The sequence below is a fragment of the Pseudoalteromonas sp. 0802 genome (assembly GCF_013350085.1).
In the GTDB taxonomy this organism is placed as follows: Bacteria; Pseudomonadota; Gammaproteobacteria; order Enterobacterales; family Alteromonadaceae; genus Pseudoalteromonas.
Map to the genome: position 1 here is coordinate 39,838 of NZ_JABVXE010000002.1, position 17,554 is coordinate 57,391.

General features: G+C 42.0%; 14 protein-coding genes and 2 pseudogenes. 7 read left to right on the forward strand and 9 right to left on the reverse strand.

The genetic code is table 11. From position 1 onward, the window contains the following. Positions 1-4: 4 nt before the first annotated feature. The 3 genes from HUS61_RS04945 to HUS61_RS04955 are packed head-to-tail and all read left to right on the forward strand — an operon-like array spanning position 5 to position 2,444. The gene (locus HUS61_RS04945; protein WP_175081710.1) at positions 5-736 is read left to right on the forward strand and encodes a 5-oxoprolinase subunit PxpA; all 732 of its coding nucleotides are present in this window, start codon (positions 5-7) and stop codon (positions 734-736) included. Beyond that, entirely contained in the window at positions 721-1,584 is an 864-nt protein-coding gene (locus HUS61_RS04950) for a glutamate cyclase domain-containing protein (RefSeq protein ID WP_175081376.1), read from the forward strand. Before HUS61_RS04945 ends, HUS61_RS04950 begins: the two co-directional genes overlap by 16 nt. A gap of 2 nt (positions 1,585-1,586) precedes the next feature. Next, positions 1,587-2,444: an aminotransferase class IV gene (locus HUS61_RS04955; RefSeq protein WP_175081377.1), complete on the forward strand. Its 858-nt coding sequence runs from the start codon at positions 1,587-1,589 to the stop codon at positions 2,442-2,444. Positions 2,445-2,500: 56 nt separating this feature from the next. Here the strand turns inward: HUS61_RS04955 and HUS61_RS04960 are convergent, their stop codons facing one another. The 4 genes and pseudogenes from HUS61_RS04960 to HUS61_RS04975 form a co-directional block, all read right to left on the reverse strand. Continuing rightward, positions 2,501-3,484 (reverse strand): WD40 repeat domain-containing protein, encoded by a 984-nt coding sequence (locus HUS61_RS04960; RefSeq protein WP_175081378.1) that lies wholly within the window; start codon positions 3,482-3,484, stop codon positions 2,501-2,503. A gap of 330 nt (positions 3,485-3,814) precedes the next feature. Beyond that, a complete protein-coding gene (locus HUS61_RS04965; protein WP_054553385.1) occupies positions 3,815-4,075 on the reverse strand; it encodes a hypothetical protein in 261 nt (86 codons plus the stop codon). A 451-nt stretch (positions 4,076-4,526) separates the two neighbouring features. After that, positions 4,527-4,625: pseudogene (locus HUS61_RS21865) on the reverse strand (hypothetical protein); the annotation flags it as partial. Between the two features lie 33 nt (positions 4,626-4,658). Next, positions 4,659-5,036 carry a VOC family protein gene (locus HUS61_RS04975; protein WP_175081379.1) on the reverse strand — a complete coding sequence of 126 codons (378 nt, stop codon included), beginning with the start codon at positions 5,034-5,036 and terminating at the stop codon, positions 4,659-4,661. Positions 5,037-5,197: 161 nt separating this feature from the next. Here HUS61_RS04975 and HUS61_RS04980 point away from each other — a divergent pair, with 161 nt between their 5' ends. Together HUS61_RS04980 and HUS61_RS21870 are read left to right on the forward strand one after the other, a co-directional pair. After that, positions 5,198-7,219 (forward strand): S9 family peptidase, encoded by a 2,022-nt coding sequence (locus HUS61_RS04980; protein ID WP_175081380.1) that lies wholly within the window; start codon positions 5,198-5,200, stop codon positions 7,217-7,219. Positions 7,220-7,366: 147 nt separating this feature from the next. Next, a pseudogene (locus HUS61_RS21870) lies at positions 7,367-7,546 on the forward strand (pentapeptide repeat-containing protein); the annotation flags it as partial. 666 nt (positions 7,547-8,212) lie between these two features. Here HUS61_RS21870 and HUS61_RS04990 read toward each other — a convergent pair. After that, positions 8,213-9,814 (reverse strand): isocitrate lyase, encoded by a 1,602-nt coding sequence (locus HUS61_RS04990; RefSeq protein ID WP_054563156.1) that lies wholly within the window; start codon positions 9,812-9,814, stop codon positions 8,213-8,215. A gap of 230 nt (positions 9,815-10,044) precedes the next feature. On the opposite strand from HUS61_RS04990, the gene HUS61_RS04995 reads away from it, so the two are divergent. Then, positions 10,045-12,219: a malate synthase G gene (locus HUS61_RS04995; protein ID WP_181447677.1), complete on the forward strand. Its 2,175-nt coding sequence runs from the start codon at positions 10,045-10,047 to the stop codon at positions 12,217-12,219. A 197-nt stretch (positions 12,220-12,416) separates the two neighbouring features. Here the strand turns inward: HUS61_RS04995 and HUS61_RS05000 are convergent, their stop codons facing one another. From HUS61_RS05000 to HUS61_RS05015, 4 genes are all read right to left on the reverse strand, one after another. After that, entirely contained in the window at positions 12,417-13,142 is a 726-nt protein-coding gene (locus HUS61_RS05000) for a YebC/PmpR family DNA-binding transcriptional regulator (RefSeq protein WP_054553380.1), read from the reverse strand. Positions 13,143-13,272: 130 nt separating this feature from the next. Beyond that, positions 13,273-13,890: an HAD family hydrolase gene (locus tag HUS61_RS05005; RefSeq protein WP_054563153.1), complete on the reverse strand. Its 618-nt coding sequence runs from the start codon at positions 13,888-13,890 to the stop codon at positions 13,273-13,275. Between the two features lie 124 nt (positions 13,891-14,014). After that, positions 14,015-14,518 carry a DUF6702 family protein gene (locus HUS61_RS05010; protein ID WP_175081381.1) on the reverse strand — a complete coding sequence of 168 codons (504 nt, stop codon included), beginning with the start codon at positions 14,516-14,518 and terminating at the stop codon, positions 14,015-14,017. Next, complete coding sequence (locus HUS61_RS05015) at positions 14,518-16,956, reverse strand: M1 family metallopeptidase (protein ID WP_175081382.1); 2,439 nt, start codon at positions 16,954-16,956, stop codon at positions 14,518-14,520. Before HUS61_RS05015 ends, HUS61_RS05010 begins: the two co-directional genes overlap by 1 nt. Before the next feature lie 271 nt (positions 16,957-17,227). Here HUS61_RS05015 and HUS61_RS05020 point away from each other — a divergent pair, with 271 nt between their 5' ends. Further along, positions 17,228-17,464 carry a hypothetical protein gene (locus HUS61_RS05020; protein WP_054563150.1) on the forward strand — a complete coding sequence of 79 codons (237 nt, stop codon included), beginning with the start codon at positions 17,228-17,230 and terminating at the stop codon, positions 17,462-17,464. Positions 17,465-17,554: the final 90 nt, after the last annotated feature.

A 17,554-nucleotide genomic window follows, 5' to 3' on the forward strand; every position in this document is an offset into this window, starting at 1 on the left:
GACGATGAAACTAAACTGTGACCTTGGCGAAAGCTTTGGTATGTGGAAAATGGGCTTAGACGAGCAAGTTATGCCACATATTGATATGGCAAACATTGCTTGTGGCTTTCATGCTGGCGATGCCGATGTGATGGCAAACACCCTAGCCCTCGCCAAGCAGCACAAAGTAATGGTTGGCGCACATCCAAGTTACCCAGATAAGCAAGGCTTTGGTCGCCGCTCAATGGCTATGAGCGAAAAAGAGCTGACCAATTGCCTGCATTATCAAATTGCTGCAATTGATGGTATGGCTGCAATACATGGTTTAACGCTTGAATACGTTAAGCCACATGGCGCATTGTATAACGACATGATGAGTGACGAACAAACGCTGAATATTGTTATGCGCGCAGTGGCAAGTTATGCAAAGCCATTAAAATTAATGATTTTAGCTACCAACCAAGCAGCCAAACACAAAGTACAAGCAAAAGAGCTTGAACTAGAACTCATTTTAGAAGCGTTTGCCGACCGCCAGTACACAGACGAAGGAAAACTTGTTGCGCGCTCTTTAGCGGGCAGCGTACACGACAAACCGGCGTTAATGGCACAGGTAAAACAGTTAATTGCACACGGCACAGTTACAACACGAAGTGGTCAGCAGCTGACACTTAATGCCGACAGCCTGTGTGTACATGGCGATAATGAAGCGGGTATTGCGCTCATTCAAGAGATCAAAGCACTATGTCAGCAAGTCTAAGCGACGCAGCGCTCAGCCAACAAATTGAAACCATGATGGTTGAACAAAACCCGCGTGGTATGCAGCATTTATACGCAAAACAACTAACGGGGACGTATTTACGCGCGGCAAAACATCTTTATAAAGCACAAGGCACTGTGTTGATAGGTACTGGCTTTGCGGTCAACAATACCTTCGAAACCGATGGTCCGGTTGGTGCAATTGCTCTTTACAAGGTACTCGAAAAGCTTGGTAAACAGCCCATTTTGGTCACTGGCAACCCCCTTTACAGTGCCCTAAAAAATGACTTTAACTGTTTTGAGCTACCAATAAATAGCATTGATAATGCGCACACTTTTAGCATTAAAGCCCTTGAGCAGCTAAAACCTGATTGTGTTTTATCAATAGAACGCCCGGGGCTTAATGAGCATCAGCGTTATTATAATATGCGCGGTATTGATATTTCGGAGCATTGCGGCTGCTTTGATTTTTTTGTAACAGAAGCACCTTGCCCCACCATAGCGATTGGTGATGGCGGTAACGAAATAGGCATGGGTAACCTTGCACAGCATATGCTAGCGCTAAACATCACTCCTTGTTTAACTCCTTGCGATGAGCTGTTACTCGCCGATGTATCTAACTGGGCAGCATACGGACTCATTGCCTTTTTAAGTCGCTGGTATAACACCGATTTGCTGGCTGATATTGAGCCACTCAACATTTTGCATTACCTAAGTGAGCGCGGTAGTGTCGATGGCGTCACCCATAAAAATGAGCTCACCGAAGACGGCCTGCATGCAATGCATGGTCAACAATTAATAACTCGGCTTCGCCAACTTGGCGGCTTTACGACAGAGAATGAGGTTTAACAATGGGCACTGTATACCTAAACGGTGAATACCTTGGCGCTGATGAAGCAAAGATTTCACCAATGGATCGCGGCTTCTTATTTGGCGATGGCATCTATGAAGTGATCCCATCATACCAAGGCAAAATGCTTGGCTTTGGCGCACATATTGAGCGTATGAATAACGGTTTAAACGAACTTGAAATTAAGCTCGATTACAGTGCCGATACATGGCGTAAAATCTGTAATGATTTATGCGAGAAAAACAAAGGTGACAACCTAGGGATTTATTTGCACGTTAGCCGCGGCGCCGACACTAAGCGTGCCCACGGTTACCCAACTAATATTACCCCGACCGTATTCGCGTTTGCTTTTGAAATTCCAGCAGAGCCAAAAGGCGAGATCGACAATGCAACAACTTACACTGTATCGCTTGAGCAAGACCGTCGCTGGCAACGCTGCCATATTAAATCAACGGCACTGCTTGGCAACGTGATCCATTACCAGCACGGTGCAGCAGCAGGTAACAAAGAAACCATTCTATTTAACCGCTTAGAAGAAATAACCGAAGCTAGTTCAAGTAACGTGTTTATTGTAAAAGAGGGTGTGATCAGTACGCCACCACTTGATAACCAAATTTTACCGGGGATCACCCGCTGGTTAATCCTCAATATTCTTCACAGTTACAGTGACTTTAAAGTGCAAGAGCGCATTATTAGTAAAGATGAGTTACTTGATGCCGACGAAGTATGGATCACCAGCGCCACTAAAGAAGTTGGCCCAGTTGTAAAAGTAAATGGCAAGTTAGTTGGCGATGGTAAACCTGGTGCAGTTTGGCAACAAGTGCAAAGCTTGTTTACCAAGCATAAGTTTGATTACTAATTTAATCGCACTCAAAAACAAACGCCTACTCAGAGTAGGCGTTTTTGTTTTAGCTGTTATTTAGTGCTTATTTTATCAAATGGCCAAGCTTGCAATAGCCCATCACTGGTTTCTGAATATAGTTGCTTACCATCGTAAGCCACACTCAGAACCGACGTTCGCTGGCGCTGTTGTTTAGCTTCGTATTCAGCGATTAGTTCACCATCTGCAACGCGGTATAAACGCATCTTCATTTTTGGTGAGCCCGTTAATAGCCATTTATCTTGATTGATAAATTGCGATGCAGTGAATTCAATAAAGTTAGAGTATGAGGCCACTTCTGATAGCTCTTTTTTATTAGCTAAATCAAAGAATACACGATCATCAACCGAGTCAATTGCAAAGCCCAAGCTTGCTGTTTTATTTAAAGTAACGTGATTCACTCTAGTCGCTAAACGCTCTTCAAAGCGAGTGCTACCATCACTTGTTGACCAAAGCTTAACGTACTTGTCGCTTGAGCCAGTAAACGCCCACTGACCATCAGCCGATAACGCCACGCTATTAATATCTAAACGATGAATATCAAAACGCTTAGTATCACCTGTACGGGTATTTATCACCTCAGCCTTGCCGCTACGATAAGCGATAACCAAAGTATCGCCTACGGCTGAAATAGCGATGTCTCTAGCGATTTCTTGCCCGGTAAGCCAAGTACCAATACTACGCCCAGTGCGAGTATCGTATAAAGTCACCGATAATCGATTTGAAATGAAAAAACGAGATTTGTTAGCGCTAAAGCCCGCAAGCTCAACATGTTCAGCGCCCTGCCCTGTTATACAATCGTATAAACGCGCTTCTAACTGATTATCCCAAACGCACACCTCAGATTGGGTTGCCACTAACGCGTGACTCGCATCCTCGGTTAGCGCCGTGGCACTTAGTAGCTCATTGCCATGGGCAAATTCACTACTAGCAGGGGCAGTAAACACCTCACCTCCATCACAGCCCACAAGGCTTAGTGCAAATACACAGCACAGAGGTTTAAACAGTTTCGACGTCATGATCATTCTCAATTTTTATAATTATTTTTGTATTGGAGCAGTGTAATGAAAATAAGCGGAAGTTGGTAGGGGAACTGGCTGTCAGCTTTCAGCCGTCAGCCATCAGATTAAAAGTCGAGGTGCGAGATGCGAGGTGTGAGATTCGAGGTTCGAAATGCGAGGTACGAGATGTGAGGTAGGAGGTGCTTTAGCGCCGAACAACAACTGCCTCATCACTACTTAAGATAACCCCACTACTTTCTTGTAGGCGTGAAATTTATTTCGCGTGAAGCGCTGGCAGTTGTGCGATGCAGCGGCGCGCCATGCGAGCATGACGCCTACTCAAAACGATTATTGGTCTGTTCTGCTCACGATTTCGTAGCCTTCAGCTTCATAATCATTGATGCATTTTTGAAATTTATTTTGAAGTTTTATTTCGTCAAAAAAGCCTAGTGAGTATGCATCACACTTTACTTTCATATGTTCACTGTTTTCCAAAACCGCATTTAGTTTGAGCTCAGCAAAACCAAATTTATAGGCTAATTCTGTGAACTGTGAATACAGAACTAAAAGCAGTACAGCAAGAAGGGTAAGCGTTAGCGTATTTTTCATTTTTATTTCCTTTAAAAGAGTTGGTAAAAAGTCTGGAGCAATTATCGAACCAACAATATAACCTCATATAAATCAATACAATAAAGTATTCACGCAAAAGCATAGTTGATATTTCCACCAATAAATAGTGAAAAAGACAACTATTTCCTAAATAAATACAACTTAGGAGTGATGCGTGTTTTTAAGGCGCGAGGGCAGAGATGCGAAGTACGAGATTCGAGGTGCGAAATGCGAGGAGCAAGGAACGAAGTGCGAGGAAGGAGGTGCTTTAGCGCCGAACAACAACTGCCTCATCACTACTTAAGATAACCCCACGATTTTTGTAGGCATGAAATTTATTTCGCGCGAAGAGCCGGTAGTTATGCGATGTTACTGGCATGCCATGTAAGCGTAGCGCAAAGTAAAATTAAGAGTTACGCGACATAAAGCTACATAGGCTAGGCCCTGTTTCCTAGAGCCTAGCGCCTGTTAACTTTACTCTTTCTAACTTTACTCTTTCTAACTTTACTCTTTCTAACTTTACTCTTTCTAACTTTACTCTTTCTAACTTTACTCTTTCTAACTTTCCCCTTGCTAACTTTTTTTACCCATGCGTAAAACAAAACACATTAAGTTTGTTACCGTCTAGGTCCCTAAAGTATCCCGCATAAAAGCCGGGCATTTCACGTGGGCCGGGGGCGCCTTCATCTGTGCCACCTAATTCTATGGCTTTTTTATAAAAGGCATCTACTTGGGCTGGGGTTTCGACTGCTAGAGCAACCATAGTGCCGTTACCCACTGTAGCTTTTTCATCGTTATAAGGTTTGGTAACCGCAAAACCGGGCTTATCTTGACCTGTGCTCCATGCGACAAAGCGGTCAGTTTCTAAAAAGCGCTCGGCGTTTAGAGTGGCGAACAATTCATCGTAAAACTTTACTGCTTTAGCTAGGTTGTTAGTGCCTAACATGATGTAACCTATCATTGTGTGCTCCTTACGTTTAAAAGTGTCTGTACTCAACATAAAAGGGAAATGACCATCTGTCTATTGATTTCTCCATTCATCGCAATGGACTATATTTCTGATGGTTGTTACTTTATAACAGGTTAACAGCCCTAATTTCTGCTCACTAACAAGGAAATAAAATGAAGTTTAAAACGTCTTTAGCACTGCTTGCAGCAGCTAGCTTTTACAGCCATGCAGGAGCTAGCAATACCTTTCAACTTGAAAATGTTTTTGATCTTGAATACGCCAACCAAATAGAAATGACAAAAAATGGCGATACAATTTACTTTGTGCGTAATCGCATGGATATCAAAAGCGACCGTAAAGTCAGCAATATTTGGTCAGTAAACCCAGATGGTAAAACCATGCTACCACTAACGTCTGGCGTGCATATGGATTACTCTCCGGTATTGTCACCAGATGAAACTCGTTTAGCGTTTATTTCTACCCGAGATGGTAGCAGCCAAATCTATGTGAAATGGTTAAAAACCGGTAATGTAGCAAAAATTAGTAACCTAACGCAAAGCCCTGGCGGATTAACTTGGACACCAGATGGCAAACAATTGGTGTTTAGCCAGTTTGTGCCAGCAAAATCAGCAAGCCCAGTATCTTTACCGGGTAAGCCAGAAGGCGCTAAGTGGGCAGAGCCAGCTAAATATATTGACGATACCTATTACCGTGCCGATGGCGGTGGCTACTCTGAAAAAGGTTATCGTCACTTTTTTATTATCAGTGCAACGGGCGGCAATGCACGTCAATTAAGCTCTGGTGATTTTGATCACGGCGGTGCTATTAGCTTTAACGAACAAGGCGATGCGTTTTATTTTTCGGCTAATCGTTATGAAGATAATGAATTACACCCAACTGAATCTGAAATCTATAAACTTAGCTTAGCGGATCGTTCAATTACCCAAATAACAGACCGTAAAGGCCCAGATTCACGTCCTAAAGTCTCTCCAAATGGTCGTTACCTGGCATACACAGGCTATGATGATAAAAAGACTAACTATGAAAACAGCGACATTTATTTACTTGATTTAAAATCAGGTAAAACCTCAGTACTAACTGCTGATTTAGACCGTAGTGTCGAAGATATAAAATGGGATGATAGTGGTAGCGGCCTTTATTTTAGCTACGATAGCGAAGGTAAAACACACCTAGCTTACCAGCCGCGTAGTGGTAAACATAAGGTAATTACCTCAGAGATTGGTAGTGTCGCCTTTGGTCGTCCGTATTCAGGTGGTGATTTTGATGTGAGCGAAGATGGTGAAGTTGCATTCACACTCGCAGATACACAACGCCCAGCTGATGTAGCATTAATTAAGCGCGGTAAAACCGCGCGTTTAACACAATTAAACGAAGATGCGCTGGGTGACAAAGAGCTGGCTAAGGTTGAAGAAATTTGGGTTAAATCAAGCCACGACGGTTTGGCTATTCAAGGTTGGATTGCTTACCCACCGGGTTTTGATAAAAACAAAAAGTACCCACTTGTTTTAGAGATCCACGGCGGCCCTGTTGCAAACTACGGTCCTCACTTTAGCCCTGAAGTACAATTATACGCAGCCAAAGGTAATGTTGTACTTTATATGAACCCGCGCGGCAGTGACTCATACGGTAAAGAGTTTGCGCAAACAATTCATCATAACTACCCAAGTAATGACTTTGATGACTTAATGACTGGTGTTGATGCTGTCATCAATAAAGGCTTTATTGATGAAAGCAAACTATTCGTTACCGGCGGTTCAGGTGGCGGTGTTTTAACTGCATGGATTGTGGGTCATACAGACCGCTTTGCAGCAGCTGTTGTTGCTAAACCTGTTATCAATTGGATCAGTTTTGTACTAACTGCTGATTTCTACCCTTTCTTTGCTGACTATTGGTTCCCAGGTAAGCCATGGGACAATATTGAGCATTATATGAAGCGCTCTCCAATTAGCTATGTGGGCAATGTAAAAACACCCACTATGCTATTAACCGGTGAATCAGACTATCGCACCCCGATTTCTGAAACCGAGCAATTCTACCAAGCGTTGAAGCTACAAGGTGTTGATACAGCGATGGTGCGTATTCCTAATGCCTCACATGGTATTACCGCTCGTCCATCAAACCTGATGACCAAAGTCGCCTATATTCAATGGTGGTTTGATAAACATAGTAAGTAGTTGCGAGTTAGCAAAACATTGTGGCGCGATTTTATATCGCGCCATATCCGAAACGTCATTTAATAAAACCATAACGCGGGATAAACCCGCTGCTACTTTCCCCTTTCTAACTTTCCCCTTTCTAACTTTCCCCTTTCTAACTTTCCCCTTTCTAACTTTACTCTTGCTAACTTTACTCTTGCTAACTTTACTCTTGCTAACTTTACTCTTGCTAACTTTACTCTTGCTAACTTTACTCTTGCTAACTTTACTCTTGCTAACTTTACTCTTGCTAACTTTACTCTTGCTAACTTTCCCCTTTCTAACTTTACTCTTGCTAACTTTTGAATCTCAATCTGATAGCTGACGGCTGAAAGCTGATAGCTCTCTTTTCCTGTAAACCCCCTTTACAGTCACAATGTGAGTAATTCCTTACATACATTTTTCAAATATCGGACATTAATCCAAAAGCAGTTAGTAAAAAATCGGTTTATAGCCAAAATCAGTAACTTGAGTTAGTAAAAAATCGGTTTGTGCCGCTAAAAACCTAGCTTCAGTTAGTAAAATTTTGGTTTGTGAGGATGTTGAGTTGGTAAAAAATCGGTTTATAGCTTGGGTGAGTTAATAAAAAATCGGTTTGTAAATCGCAAGATTTTACAAAACAGCATTAAATTGCCGTTTATATGACCTAATTTTAGCCATTCTAGAGGCTGTGCTCTGCCAATAAGCCCTAAATTAAGGCTCATGAGGCGGAGGTAGTTAAATCCTGATCTAAAATTCTTAAGCTGGTAAATGCGTGATCTGTATTTTTATAAAGCTAGTAAATGGCTGATCCAAGACTTGGTTAAGGAGTGATCCGAGATGCGAGATGCGAGGTTCGAGGTTCGAGGTTCGAGGTTCGAGTCTGATGGCTGACGGCTGAAAGCTGATAGCGAAAAAAAGCGAAAAAGGGCCCGAAGGCCCCTAACAACATTATTGAATAGCTATAAAGGAATATTACATTTTACAACTTGGTTAGAACTGGTTCATGGTATTTGCTTCACCACCGGCTTTAAGCGCATTTTCACCAGAGAAGTACTCTTTATGAGTATCACCAATGTTAGAACCTGCTAGGTCTTGGTGTTTCACTGATGCTTGCTCACGGCGGATTTCTTGACGTTGTACGTCGCGAACATACGCTAGCATACCTAGGTCGCCGAAATAGCCTTCTGATAGAATATCAGTGCTTAGCGCCGCTGTATGGTAAGTTGGTAGCGTGATTAGGTGGTGGAAGATACCCGCTTCACGTGCACCATCTTTTTGGAAGTTTTGTACAAGTACGTCTGCTGCCGCTGCAAGCTCTGTGTCATCCATTTCTGGCGCCATTAGTGCTTTATTGTCATCGATGCTTGGGTAAGCAGATAGGTCTTTACCTTGTTCTTGCCACTCAGCATATACTTGCTCACGGAATTTAAGTGTCCAGTTGAACGACGGTGAGTTGTTATATACCAGCTTAGCATTTGGTACTTGCTCTTTAACGCGGTTTACAAGCTCAGCGATTTGTTTAACGTTTGGCTTTTCTGTTTCAATCCACAGTAAGTCTGCGCCTGATTGTAAGCTTGTTACACAGTCAAGAACTACGCGGTCTTTCTCTGTGCCTTCACGGAACTGGTATAAACCATTATCTAAACGTGTTGGTTTGCAAAGCTGACCATTCAGCTTCATTGCTGTGTCGCCTTCATTTAAGTCATCTACACTGTTTACTGGTGTTGTTTCAAGGAACGACGTGTATTGGCTAGCAAGGTCGCCAGGTGTTTTAGATACAGGCACTTTTTGAGTAAGGCTTGCACCTAATGAGTCAGTACGAGCAACGATAATACCGTTATCAATACCAAGCTCTAAGAATGCGTAACGAACAGCGTTAATTTTTGCTAGGAAATCTTCATGCGGTACAGTTACTTTACCAGCTTGGTGACCACATTGTTTTGCGTCAGATACTTGGTTCTCGATTTGGATAGCACATGCACCCGCTTCAATCATCTTTTTAGCCAGTAAGTAAGTTGCTTCTTCGTTACCGAAACCCGCATCGATATCAGCAATAATTGGCACAACATGGCTTTCGAAGTTATCGATTTTATTTAGTACTGCTTGAACATCACCGCCGTTTGCTTTCGCTTCGTCTAGGTCTTTGTAAAGGTGGTCAAGTTCACGTGCATCAGCTTGCTTTAAGAAAGTGTAGATTTCTTCGATTAGCGCTGGAACAGATGTTTTTTCATGCATACTTTGGTCAGGTAATGGACCAAACTCAGAGCGAAGTGCCGCAACCATCCAGCCACTTAGGTATACATAGCTGCGTTTGGTTGTTTTGTTATGACGTTTAATTGCCATCATCATTTGCTGTGCAGTGAAACCATGCCAACAACCTAATGATTGTGTGTATTGGCTGTGGTCAGCATCATAAGCTGCCATGTCTGCACGCATAATGTCTGCAGTGTATTGAGCAATGTCTAGACCCGTACGAAAACGGTTTTGTAAGCGCATACGGCTTGCGTATTCAGGGTTGATTGACTGCCACGTTTTGCCTTGTGTTTGACATAAAGTAGCTAGGTTATCGGTTTCGCGTTGATATGTTGTCATAATAAAAATCCTTCGAACGGGTTATCTATTTTTTGTTAGTGAGAGTGGCTACTTGGCGTTTGCTTCGTAGCGCTTAATTCAACATTAGGCGGATTTTTTGGATTTAGTAAATTTATAGTTGTTATTGCCACTATATTTTTAGTGAATGGCAAATAGCCTGCTTATTAGCCTTTTTTACGATATGGTTGAACCATGAATGATCAAATTAAGCTCGTTTAAAGGACATTATTATGACCACTCTCTCACTTAACGGTTTAAGCGTTGATCAACAACTCGCACAGTTTGTTGAACAGCAACTTTTACCTGGAACAGGCATTAGCACAGACACCTTTTGGCAAGGTTTTGCTGATATCGTCAATGAACTAACGCCAATCAATCGTGCGCTTTTAGAAAAACGCGAACAACTACAAGCTAAGATTGATGACTACCATAAGCAGCAGCCGGTATGGGATGCGGCTAACTATCAAGCATTCCTTGAAGACATTGGCTACCTCGTTCCTGAGCCAGCTAGCTTCAGCATAGAAACAGAGCAAGTAGAGCCTGAAATCGCAAGCACTGCTGGGCCGCAGCTTGTTGTGCCAGTAAGCAATGCACGCTTTGCCTTAAATGCAGCAAATGCACGCTGGGGCTCTTTGTATGATGCGCTATACGGCACTGATGTGTTAAGTGAAGACGACGGCGCTGAGAAAGGCTCTACATACAACCCTGTACGTGGCTTTAAAGTGATGGCTTATGCCCGCCAGTTCCTCGATAAAGCATTGCCTTTAGCAAATGGCTCACACATCGAAAGCACCAGCTATTCGGTGGTAAATAATGAGCTTTTAATCACATTACGTGACAGTAGTCAGGTTCGTTTAGCAAATCCTGAACAACTTATTGGCTACCAAGGTGAAGCGCAAAACCCAAGCGCTATCTTATTGAAAAATAATGGCTTACATGTAGAACTGCAAATTGACCATCATCACCCAATCGGCCAAGCAGATAAAGCAGGCCTTAAAGATGTACTACTAGAAGCAGCCCTTACAACAATTATGGACTGTGAAGATTCTGTTGCTGCCGTTGATGCCGAAGACAAAGTAAACGTTTATCAAAACTGGCTTGGTTTAATGCAAGGAAATCTTGTAGAAGCATTTAACAAAGGCGGTAAAACCATTGAACGCCGTTTAGCACAAGACCGCCAATACCAAGCTTTAAGTGGTGAAACAATCACGCTAAAAGGCCGTAGCATGATGTTTGTGCGTAATGTTGGCCACTTAATGACTAACCCAGCTATCCAAGATAGTGAAGGCAATGACGTGTTTGAGGGCATTATGGATGCCATTATCACCAGCACTGCAGCACTTCATGACTTAAAAGGTACAAGCAGCCTTAAAAATTCAACAGCTAATAGCATTAATATTGTTAAACCAAAAATGCATGGCCCAGAAGAAGTGGCATTTACAAATACTCTATTTACGCGTGTGGAGCAGCTGTTAGGCTTACCAGCAAACACCATTAAAATGGGTATTATGGATGAAGAACGCCGTACATCAGCTAACTTAAAAGCCTGTATTTTCGAAGCTAAAAAGCGTGTTGTATTCATCAATACCGGCTTCTTAGACCGCACTGGTGACGAAATTCATACTTCGATGCAAGCAGGTGTGGTACTGCCAAAAGGCGCTATTAAACTTGAACCTTGGATCAGCGCATACGAAGACCGCAACGTAGATATTGGTCTTGCAACTGGCCTTAGTGGTAAAGCACAGATTGGCAAAGGCATGTGGCCAATGCCAGATAAAATGGCGTTAATGATGGAACAAAAAAGTGGTCATCCGAAAAGTGGTGCAAATACCGCGTGGGTGCCCTCTCCTACTGCTGCAACACTGCATGCCATGCATTATCATGATATTGATGTATTTGCTTGTCAAAAAGCGCTTATGGACCGCAAAGAAGCAAGCCTTACCAGCTTACTCACTCCGCCGCTTATGAAAGATGCCAGCAGCTTAAGCAAAGAAGATATTCAAGCCGAACTTGATAACAATGCTCAGGGTATTTTAGGTTATGTTGTGCGTTGGATTGACCAAGGTATTGGTTGCTCAAAAGTACCAGACATCAACCATGTCGGTTTAATGGAAGACCGTGCCACACTGCGTATTTCAAGCCAGCACATGGCCAACTGGCTGTATCATGGCGTTTGTTCTGAAGAGCAAATTAGAAAAACCATGGCACGCATGGCGAAAGTTGTTGATGGTCAAAATGAAGGTGATCCGGCCTACAATAATATGGCTGATTCAGCCGAAACTTTAGCACAAAGCGTTGCTTATCAAGCAGCTCTAGCCCTTGTATTAGAGGGAGTTAAACAACCTAGTGGCTATACTGAACCATTATTGCATGCGTTCCGTATAAAGTATAAGTCGTTAAATTAGCCACTACACAACTCCCCTTCGAGTTTCATGTGTCGTTCATAGCAGCCCTAGGGCTGCTTTTTTTTGACTAATATCAATTGAACTCATAACGACAGTGAATAGCCATCATTCATGGCATAATAAAAATCTATTAAAAAAGGGGCATTTGTTACCAAATGCCCCTTTTTACGTACTAAAACGTACTAATTATTTAAAAATTAGTTTTTGACAATCGCATTGTGATAAACGTTTTGCACGTCATCACAGTCATCAAGCATAGAAATAAACTTTTCAAAGTTTGCGATATCATCTGGATCAGTGATGTCAGTATGAACTTGTGGAACAAACGTGATTTCGTCTACTTCAAAGTTAATACCTTCAAATGCTTCTTCAAGAGCAGTTTTTGCTTTGTAGTACTCAGTATGTGGAGCGAAAACTGACACTTTGCCATCTTCTACTTCTACATCAGTTACGTCTACATCAGCCATCATTAGCGCTTCAAGTACAACTTCGTCGTCATCACCTTCAAAGCCTAAAACAGCTAAGTGATCGAACATATGCGCTACACAACCCGGTGTGCCAATTTTTGAATCTGTTTTTGTAAACGGTAAACGTACATCTTTGATAGTACGGTTAGGGTTATCAGTTAAACAGTCTACTATTACCATACAGTTACCCGGGCCATAGCCTTCGTAACGTGCTGGAGAATAGTCTTCCCCTGCTCCACCGGCAGCTTTTTTGATTGCATTATCGATTACGTGTGCTGGAACTTGGTCTTTTTTTGCACGCTCAATAATACGTTTTAGCGCTTGGTTAACTTCTGGATCTGGTTCGCCATTTTTAGCAACAACGTAGATTTCTTTACCGTACTTAGAATTTACTTTAGTTTTTGCATTGGCTGTTTTAGCCATGGCGTTTTTGCGGACTTCAAATGCTCTGCCCATCTTATGCCTCTATGAATACATTTGATAATTGCCGATATTTTAGCAACTCATGACGGCTTGGGCTAGTACTAGGACATTTTGAAAAATAAAAAACTAACAATTACTCAGGAAAAATAAAAAACAAGGCTATTTAACATAACACCTTATTTTCTTGGAATGAGTCAACCAAAGTAGGTAGTTCTGAAAAATGATGCATTACATAATCGGCCTGATTCGCATACTCAGGAATTTCATCTGGTGCGTACAAGCAAGCACGCATATTGGCATTATGCGCAGCCTGAATATCAAATAAGTAATCGCCAACATATAGTAACTCAGACTGATCAAGCTCCCATAGTGTAGCAATCGCATTCAAGGCACTTGGATCAGGCTTAGCTGGCGCATCAGAGCGAGTCAGCACAGTTTCTATTGGTAAGGGGTTATTCTTTAATTTAATAGCAGCTGCACGGTCGTAGTTACGAGTTACAATCGCCATCGGGATGTTATTTTCTTTAAGCCTAGTAATTGCATCAGCAACACCTGGCAATAAATGAGCGTGTTGTGCATCTATGAGTTCATGCTGATGAACTATGTTCATCGCCTCTTCACGCATGTAAGGCGAAGGTAATGATGCAATGTAAGCAAGTAAGTCATTCTCAACAGGACAGCCTACCTGCGCTTTGATAAGCGAAAAATCCAACTCTGATGAAACCAAAGTACCATCTAAGTCAAAGATTACACCACGTATATTGTTGTCATGGATAGTCATATAAATCCCTGTATATGAGAGTTGGGAAAATTTTGAAGCCCATTAATAAGATAGTTTACGAAATGGGTTAATTAAAGGATCAAAGGATTAAAAAAGGAACTTTTTTAATCCTTTTGGATTGCTATTATTCTGGATTGACCGACTCAAACCTTGCCTCAAGCCAGGTATCATCTTGGCTAAACGTCAGTGTTTTTACTTTTCCTTTGCCTTCAATGTTTACCATATTCACTTGTGCTGGCCATAGGTCACGAAGTGCTCCGTTGCTCATACGAATGCCATGAATTCCTTCAGGTATCGTGACTTCTTGATAAACCCAAAAGAATTTACCATCAACTTGCGCACCCACATCTTTAAGTTCAAGTGGTTTGCCACCTAAAGTTTGTAGAGCAATATGTGACTCAACATAATCAGCAAAACGCTTTTGATCTTCTTTATTACTTAAGATATCAGCATTGCCGTCAAACAAATGTTCAACGGCGTGCTCTGTATCATGTAAATAAAAACGATGCATCAGCTCTATGTTGTTGGTGCGTTTATTAAACAGCACCGTTGTCACAGATGCTTTTAACTGGTGCGCCATGGTTGGCGCACTCAGTAATAAAGCAAGAATAATGGCTGCAAAGCGCATTATTGTTGCTCCTGGGCATCTTTATCGTCGTCTTTTTTCAGCTCAGTTTTAATATCTTGCATGATATCGCGGCTAACTTTCGCTTTACTCTTCTCACGTTTGTACACTTCAATGCGTGATGGAATAATACGACGCGGGTAGTTGTTGTTTTCTACATCAACATCCGCTGTTTCCCAGCTTGGGTCGACTGTTACAGACACTAGGTTTTTACCTTTTTCTGTAACAATTAGCTTTTGTACATGCTTGTGGTTACGACGCCAGATTTCAGCCGGAATGTACTGCTCTTCTTTCGTACCATCTTCATAAGTAAGCTCTAATAAGATAGGCATGACTAAGCCACCTAAGTTTGAGAACTCAAGTACGTAGTAGTTTTTATCTTCTTTGATTGCACGCTCAAACGTTTTACGTTCCCAAGGCTCTAGACCTTTAAGGAATTTGTTATACGCGTTGCGCTCTTTGTTAGTTACTGTGAAGCGGTCGTTTTCGTCGTAGAAGTCAGTTACGTCTGGGTTTTCTTCAACCCACAGTTTTTTGCCTTCTTCTTTATTACGTTTTACGAATAACGGCATTGGCTTATCAGCTTCAATATCACGCAAACGATTAAAGTCGATATCAGGGTTTTTGGTATCTAAACGAAGTTGGTAAACCTTGTCTAGCGAGATATCAACGTGATCTGTAGTGTAAAACCAACCACGCCAGAACCAATCAAGGTCAACACCTGATGCTTCTTCCATAGTACGGAAGAAATCAGCTGGAGTAGGGCGCTTGTACTTCCAACGCTGTGCATATTCTTTAAATGCAAAGTCGAATAACTCACGGCCAAGGATCACTTCACGTAAAATGTTAAGTGCAGCAGCAGGCTTAGTATAAGCATTTGGGCCTAAACGTAATACGCTGTCTGACTGTGTCATAACCGGCACTTGGTTTTCAGACTTCATGTATGCAACAACATCGCGAGGCTCAACACCCCAAGGAATTGTGTGGTCCCATTCACGACCAGCAACACCATCTAAGAAGCTGTTAAGACCTTCATCCATCCACGTCCATTGACGTTCATCAGAGTTAACCACCATAGGGAAGTAAATGTGACCTACTTCGTGGATAACAACGCCGATTAAGAAACGCTTTTCTGCTTGTGAGTAAGTACGTGTACCGTCGTCTTGTAGGTCAGTACGCGGGCCATTGAAGGTGATCATTGGATATTCCATACCACCTACAGGACCATTTACAGACTGAGCCACAGGGTAAGGGTAGTCAAACGAGAAGCGCGAATACACTTCCATTGTATGAACAACAGCTTCAGTAGAGTACTTTTTCCAAAGGTCGCCACCTTCTTTCGGGTAGAAAGACATTGCCATTACTAACGGCTGATCTTTACCGCCTTGATGATAGCCTTTTGCGTCCCACATAAACTTACGTGAAGAAGCCCACGCAAAGTCACGTACGTTTTCAGCTTTAAAGTGCCATGTTTTAGTTTTGTTTGTGCCTTCTTTCTCGTTTTCTAACGCTTCTTCTTCAGTCACGATGAAAACAGGGCGCTTAGCATCTTCAGCTTGTTCAAGACGCTTACGTTGTGTGCTAGTCAGAACGCTGCTTGGGTTATCAAGCTTACCTGTTGCCGATACGATGTGATCAGCAGGTACTGTAATTTCTACATCGTAGTCACCAAACTCAAGAGTGAACTCACCGCTTCCTAAGAAAGCTTTGTTAGTCCAGGCTTCATAGTCAGTGTATGCAGCAAGACGAGGGAACCACTGCGCTAATAAGAAGATATCGTTACCATCTTCTTCAAAGTGTTCATAACCTGAACGTGCACCAACGGCGTCTTCTTCAACAATGTTAAAGGCGAAGTCCATGCTGAACTCAACGTCTTTACCCGGTTTAAGCGGCTCGTTTAAGTCGATACGCATTAAGGTATCTACTACAGTAACTTTAAGCTCTTTTCCGTCTTCGTCTTTAACATTGGCGATTTGATAACCCAGCTCGTTGTCGGCCATGAATTGCTGACGACGTAACTGACCTAGGCTCAATTTAGTTGATTTTGGCTGAGGGTCACCTTGCAATGTTTTACCATTGAAAGTTGAAGTCATTTCTGCAATTGAGTCAGATTTAAAGATATTTTGGTCTAGTTGTAACCAAAGATATTTTAAGGTGTGCGGCGAGTTATTTTTGTATTCGATAGTTTGGCTTGCTGTTAAGCGGCGTTTCTTTTCATCAAGCTTTACATCGATGTCGTAGTTTACTTGCTGTTGCCAGTAATTTTCAGCGGGTTCACCGGCTGCACTACGGTATACGTTTGGAGTTGGAAGTGCTTCGTCTAGCTGACGGAACTTGTCAACGAATGAGCCTTTAGTTTGCTCAACAGATGACGCCATCACAGCTGAAGATACTGCTAAAGGCAATACCAAAGCACTCAATTTGAGAACTGCTTTTTTCATTGTTAATCCTGTAATTAATTTGCCAGCGTACCATCGCAAACTGCTAACAAAGTTGCAATAAAATAACGATAAAGTGCGGGATTTTTCGGGTAGTATTCGATGTTTTATTGAAGACCTATTTTTCACAAAAAAATTGCCTTAATTAACACCTTGTAAACCCCCTTTACAAAACACTGGTTAATTTTAGTTCAGCACTAATTCATCCCAAAGTATTACAGTTAATCATTAGATACTCTGCTTAAATTCTAGTTAATGATGAAAGGGTGATTAGATGAAGTTTTATATTGTAAAAAAAGACTCTCGTTTAGCAGCCATTCCTGCTCAAGAATCAATTCTAAACGAGTACAAAGAACGCGGATTTGAATTTGTCGAAGTGATTGCAGCCTGTGATGAGTCAGATGCATTATCTCGCACGAACCCGAGTGTAAATGGGTCTAAAAAGTGGCTAATTTACCCGACTGCACTGGTAATTTTATCCTTAATTGCCATTATTTTTGCAATAAATTAAATTTTGCGACATTTGCTATTGAAATTTACTGCCATTTGTATTTAAAATCGCCCACTTTTTTGATTTTGGGGTCTGCGAAGCATGCATTTT

Bases quoted from the DNA above. Each gene is read 5' to 3' on its own strand.
- HUS61_RS04955 (WP_175081377.1), top strand. From the start codon at position 1,587: ATGGGCACTGTATACCTAAACGGTGAATACCTTGGCGCTGATGAAGCA.
- HUS61_RS04995 (WP_181447677.1), top strand. From the start codon at position 10,045: ATGACCACTCTCTCACTTAACGGTTTAAGCGTTGATCAACAACTCGCA.
- HUS61_RS04975 (WP_175081379.1), bottom strand. From the start codon at position 5,036: ATGATAGGTTACATCATGTTAGGCACTAACAACCTAGCTAAAGCAGTA.
- HUS61_RS04965 (WP_054553385.1), bottom strand. From the start codon at position 4,075: ATGAAAAATACGCTAACGCTTACCCTTCTTGCTGTACTGCTTTTAGTT.
- HUS61_RS04990 (WP_054563156.1), bottom strand. From the start codon at position 9,814: ATGACAACATATCAACGCGAAACCGATAACCTAGCTACTTTATGTCAA.
- HUS61_RS04980 (WP_175081380.1), top strand. From the start codon at position 5,198: ATGAAGTTTAAAACGTCTTTAGCACTGCTTGCAGCAGCTAGCTTTTAC.
- HUS61_RS05010 (WP_175081381.1), bottom strand. From the start codon at position 14,518: ATGCGCTTTGCAGCCATTATTCTTGCTTTATTACTGAGTGCGCCAACC.
- HUS61_RS05000 (WP_054553380.1), bottom strand. From the start codon at position 13,142: ATGGGCAGAGCATTTGAAGTCCGCAAAAACGCCATGGCTAAAACAGCC.
- HUS61_RS04960 (WP_175081378.1), bottom strand. From the start codon at position 3,484: ATGACGTCGAAACTGTTTAAACCTCTGTGCTGTGTATTTGCACTAAGC.
- HUS61_RS04950 (WP_175081376.1), top strand. From the start codon at position 721: ATGTCAGCAAGTCTAAGCGACGCAGCGCTCAGCCAACAAATTGAAACC.
- HUS61_RS05005 (WP_054563153.1), bottom strand. From the start codon at position 13,890: ATGACTATCCATGACAACAATATACGTGGTGTAATCTTTGACTTAGAT.
- HUS61_RS05015 (WP_175081382.1), bottom strand. From the start codon at position 16,956: ATGAAAAAAGCAGTTCTCAAATTGAGTGCTTTGGTATTGCCTTTAGCA.
- HUS61_RS04945 (WP_175081710.1), top strand. From the start codon at position 5: ATGAAACTAAACTGTGACCTTGGCGAAAGCTTTGGTATGTGGAAAATG.
- HUS61_RS05020 (WP_054563150.1), top strand. From the start codon at position 17,228: ATGAAGTTTTATATTGTAAAAAAAGACTCTCGTTTAGCAGCCATTCCT.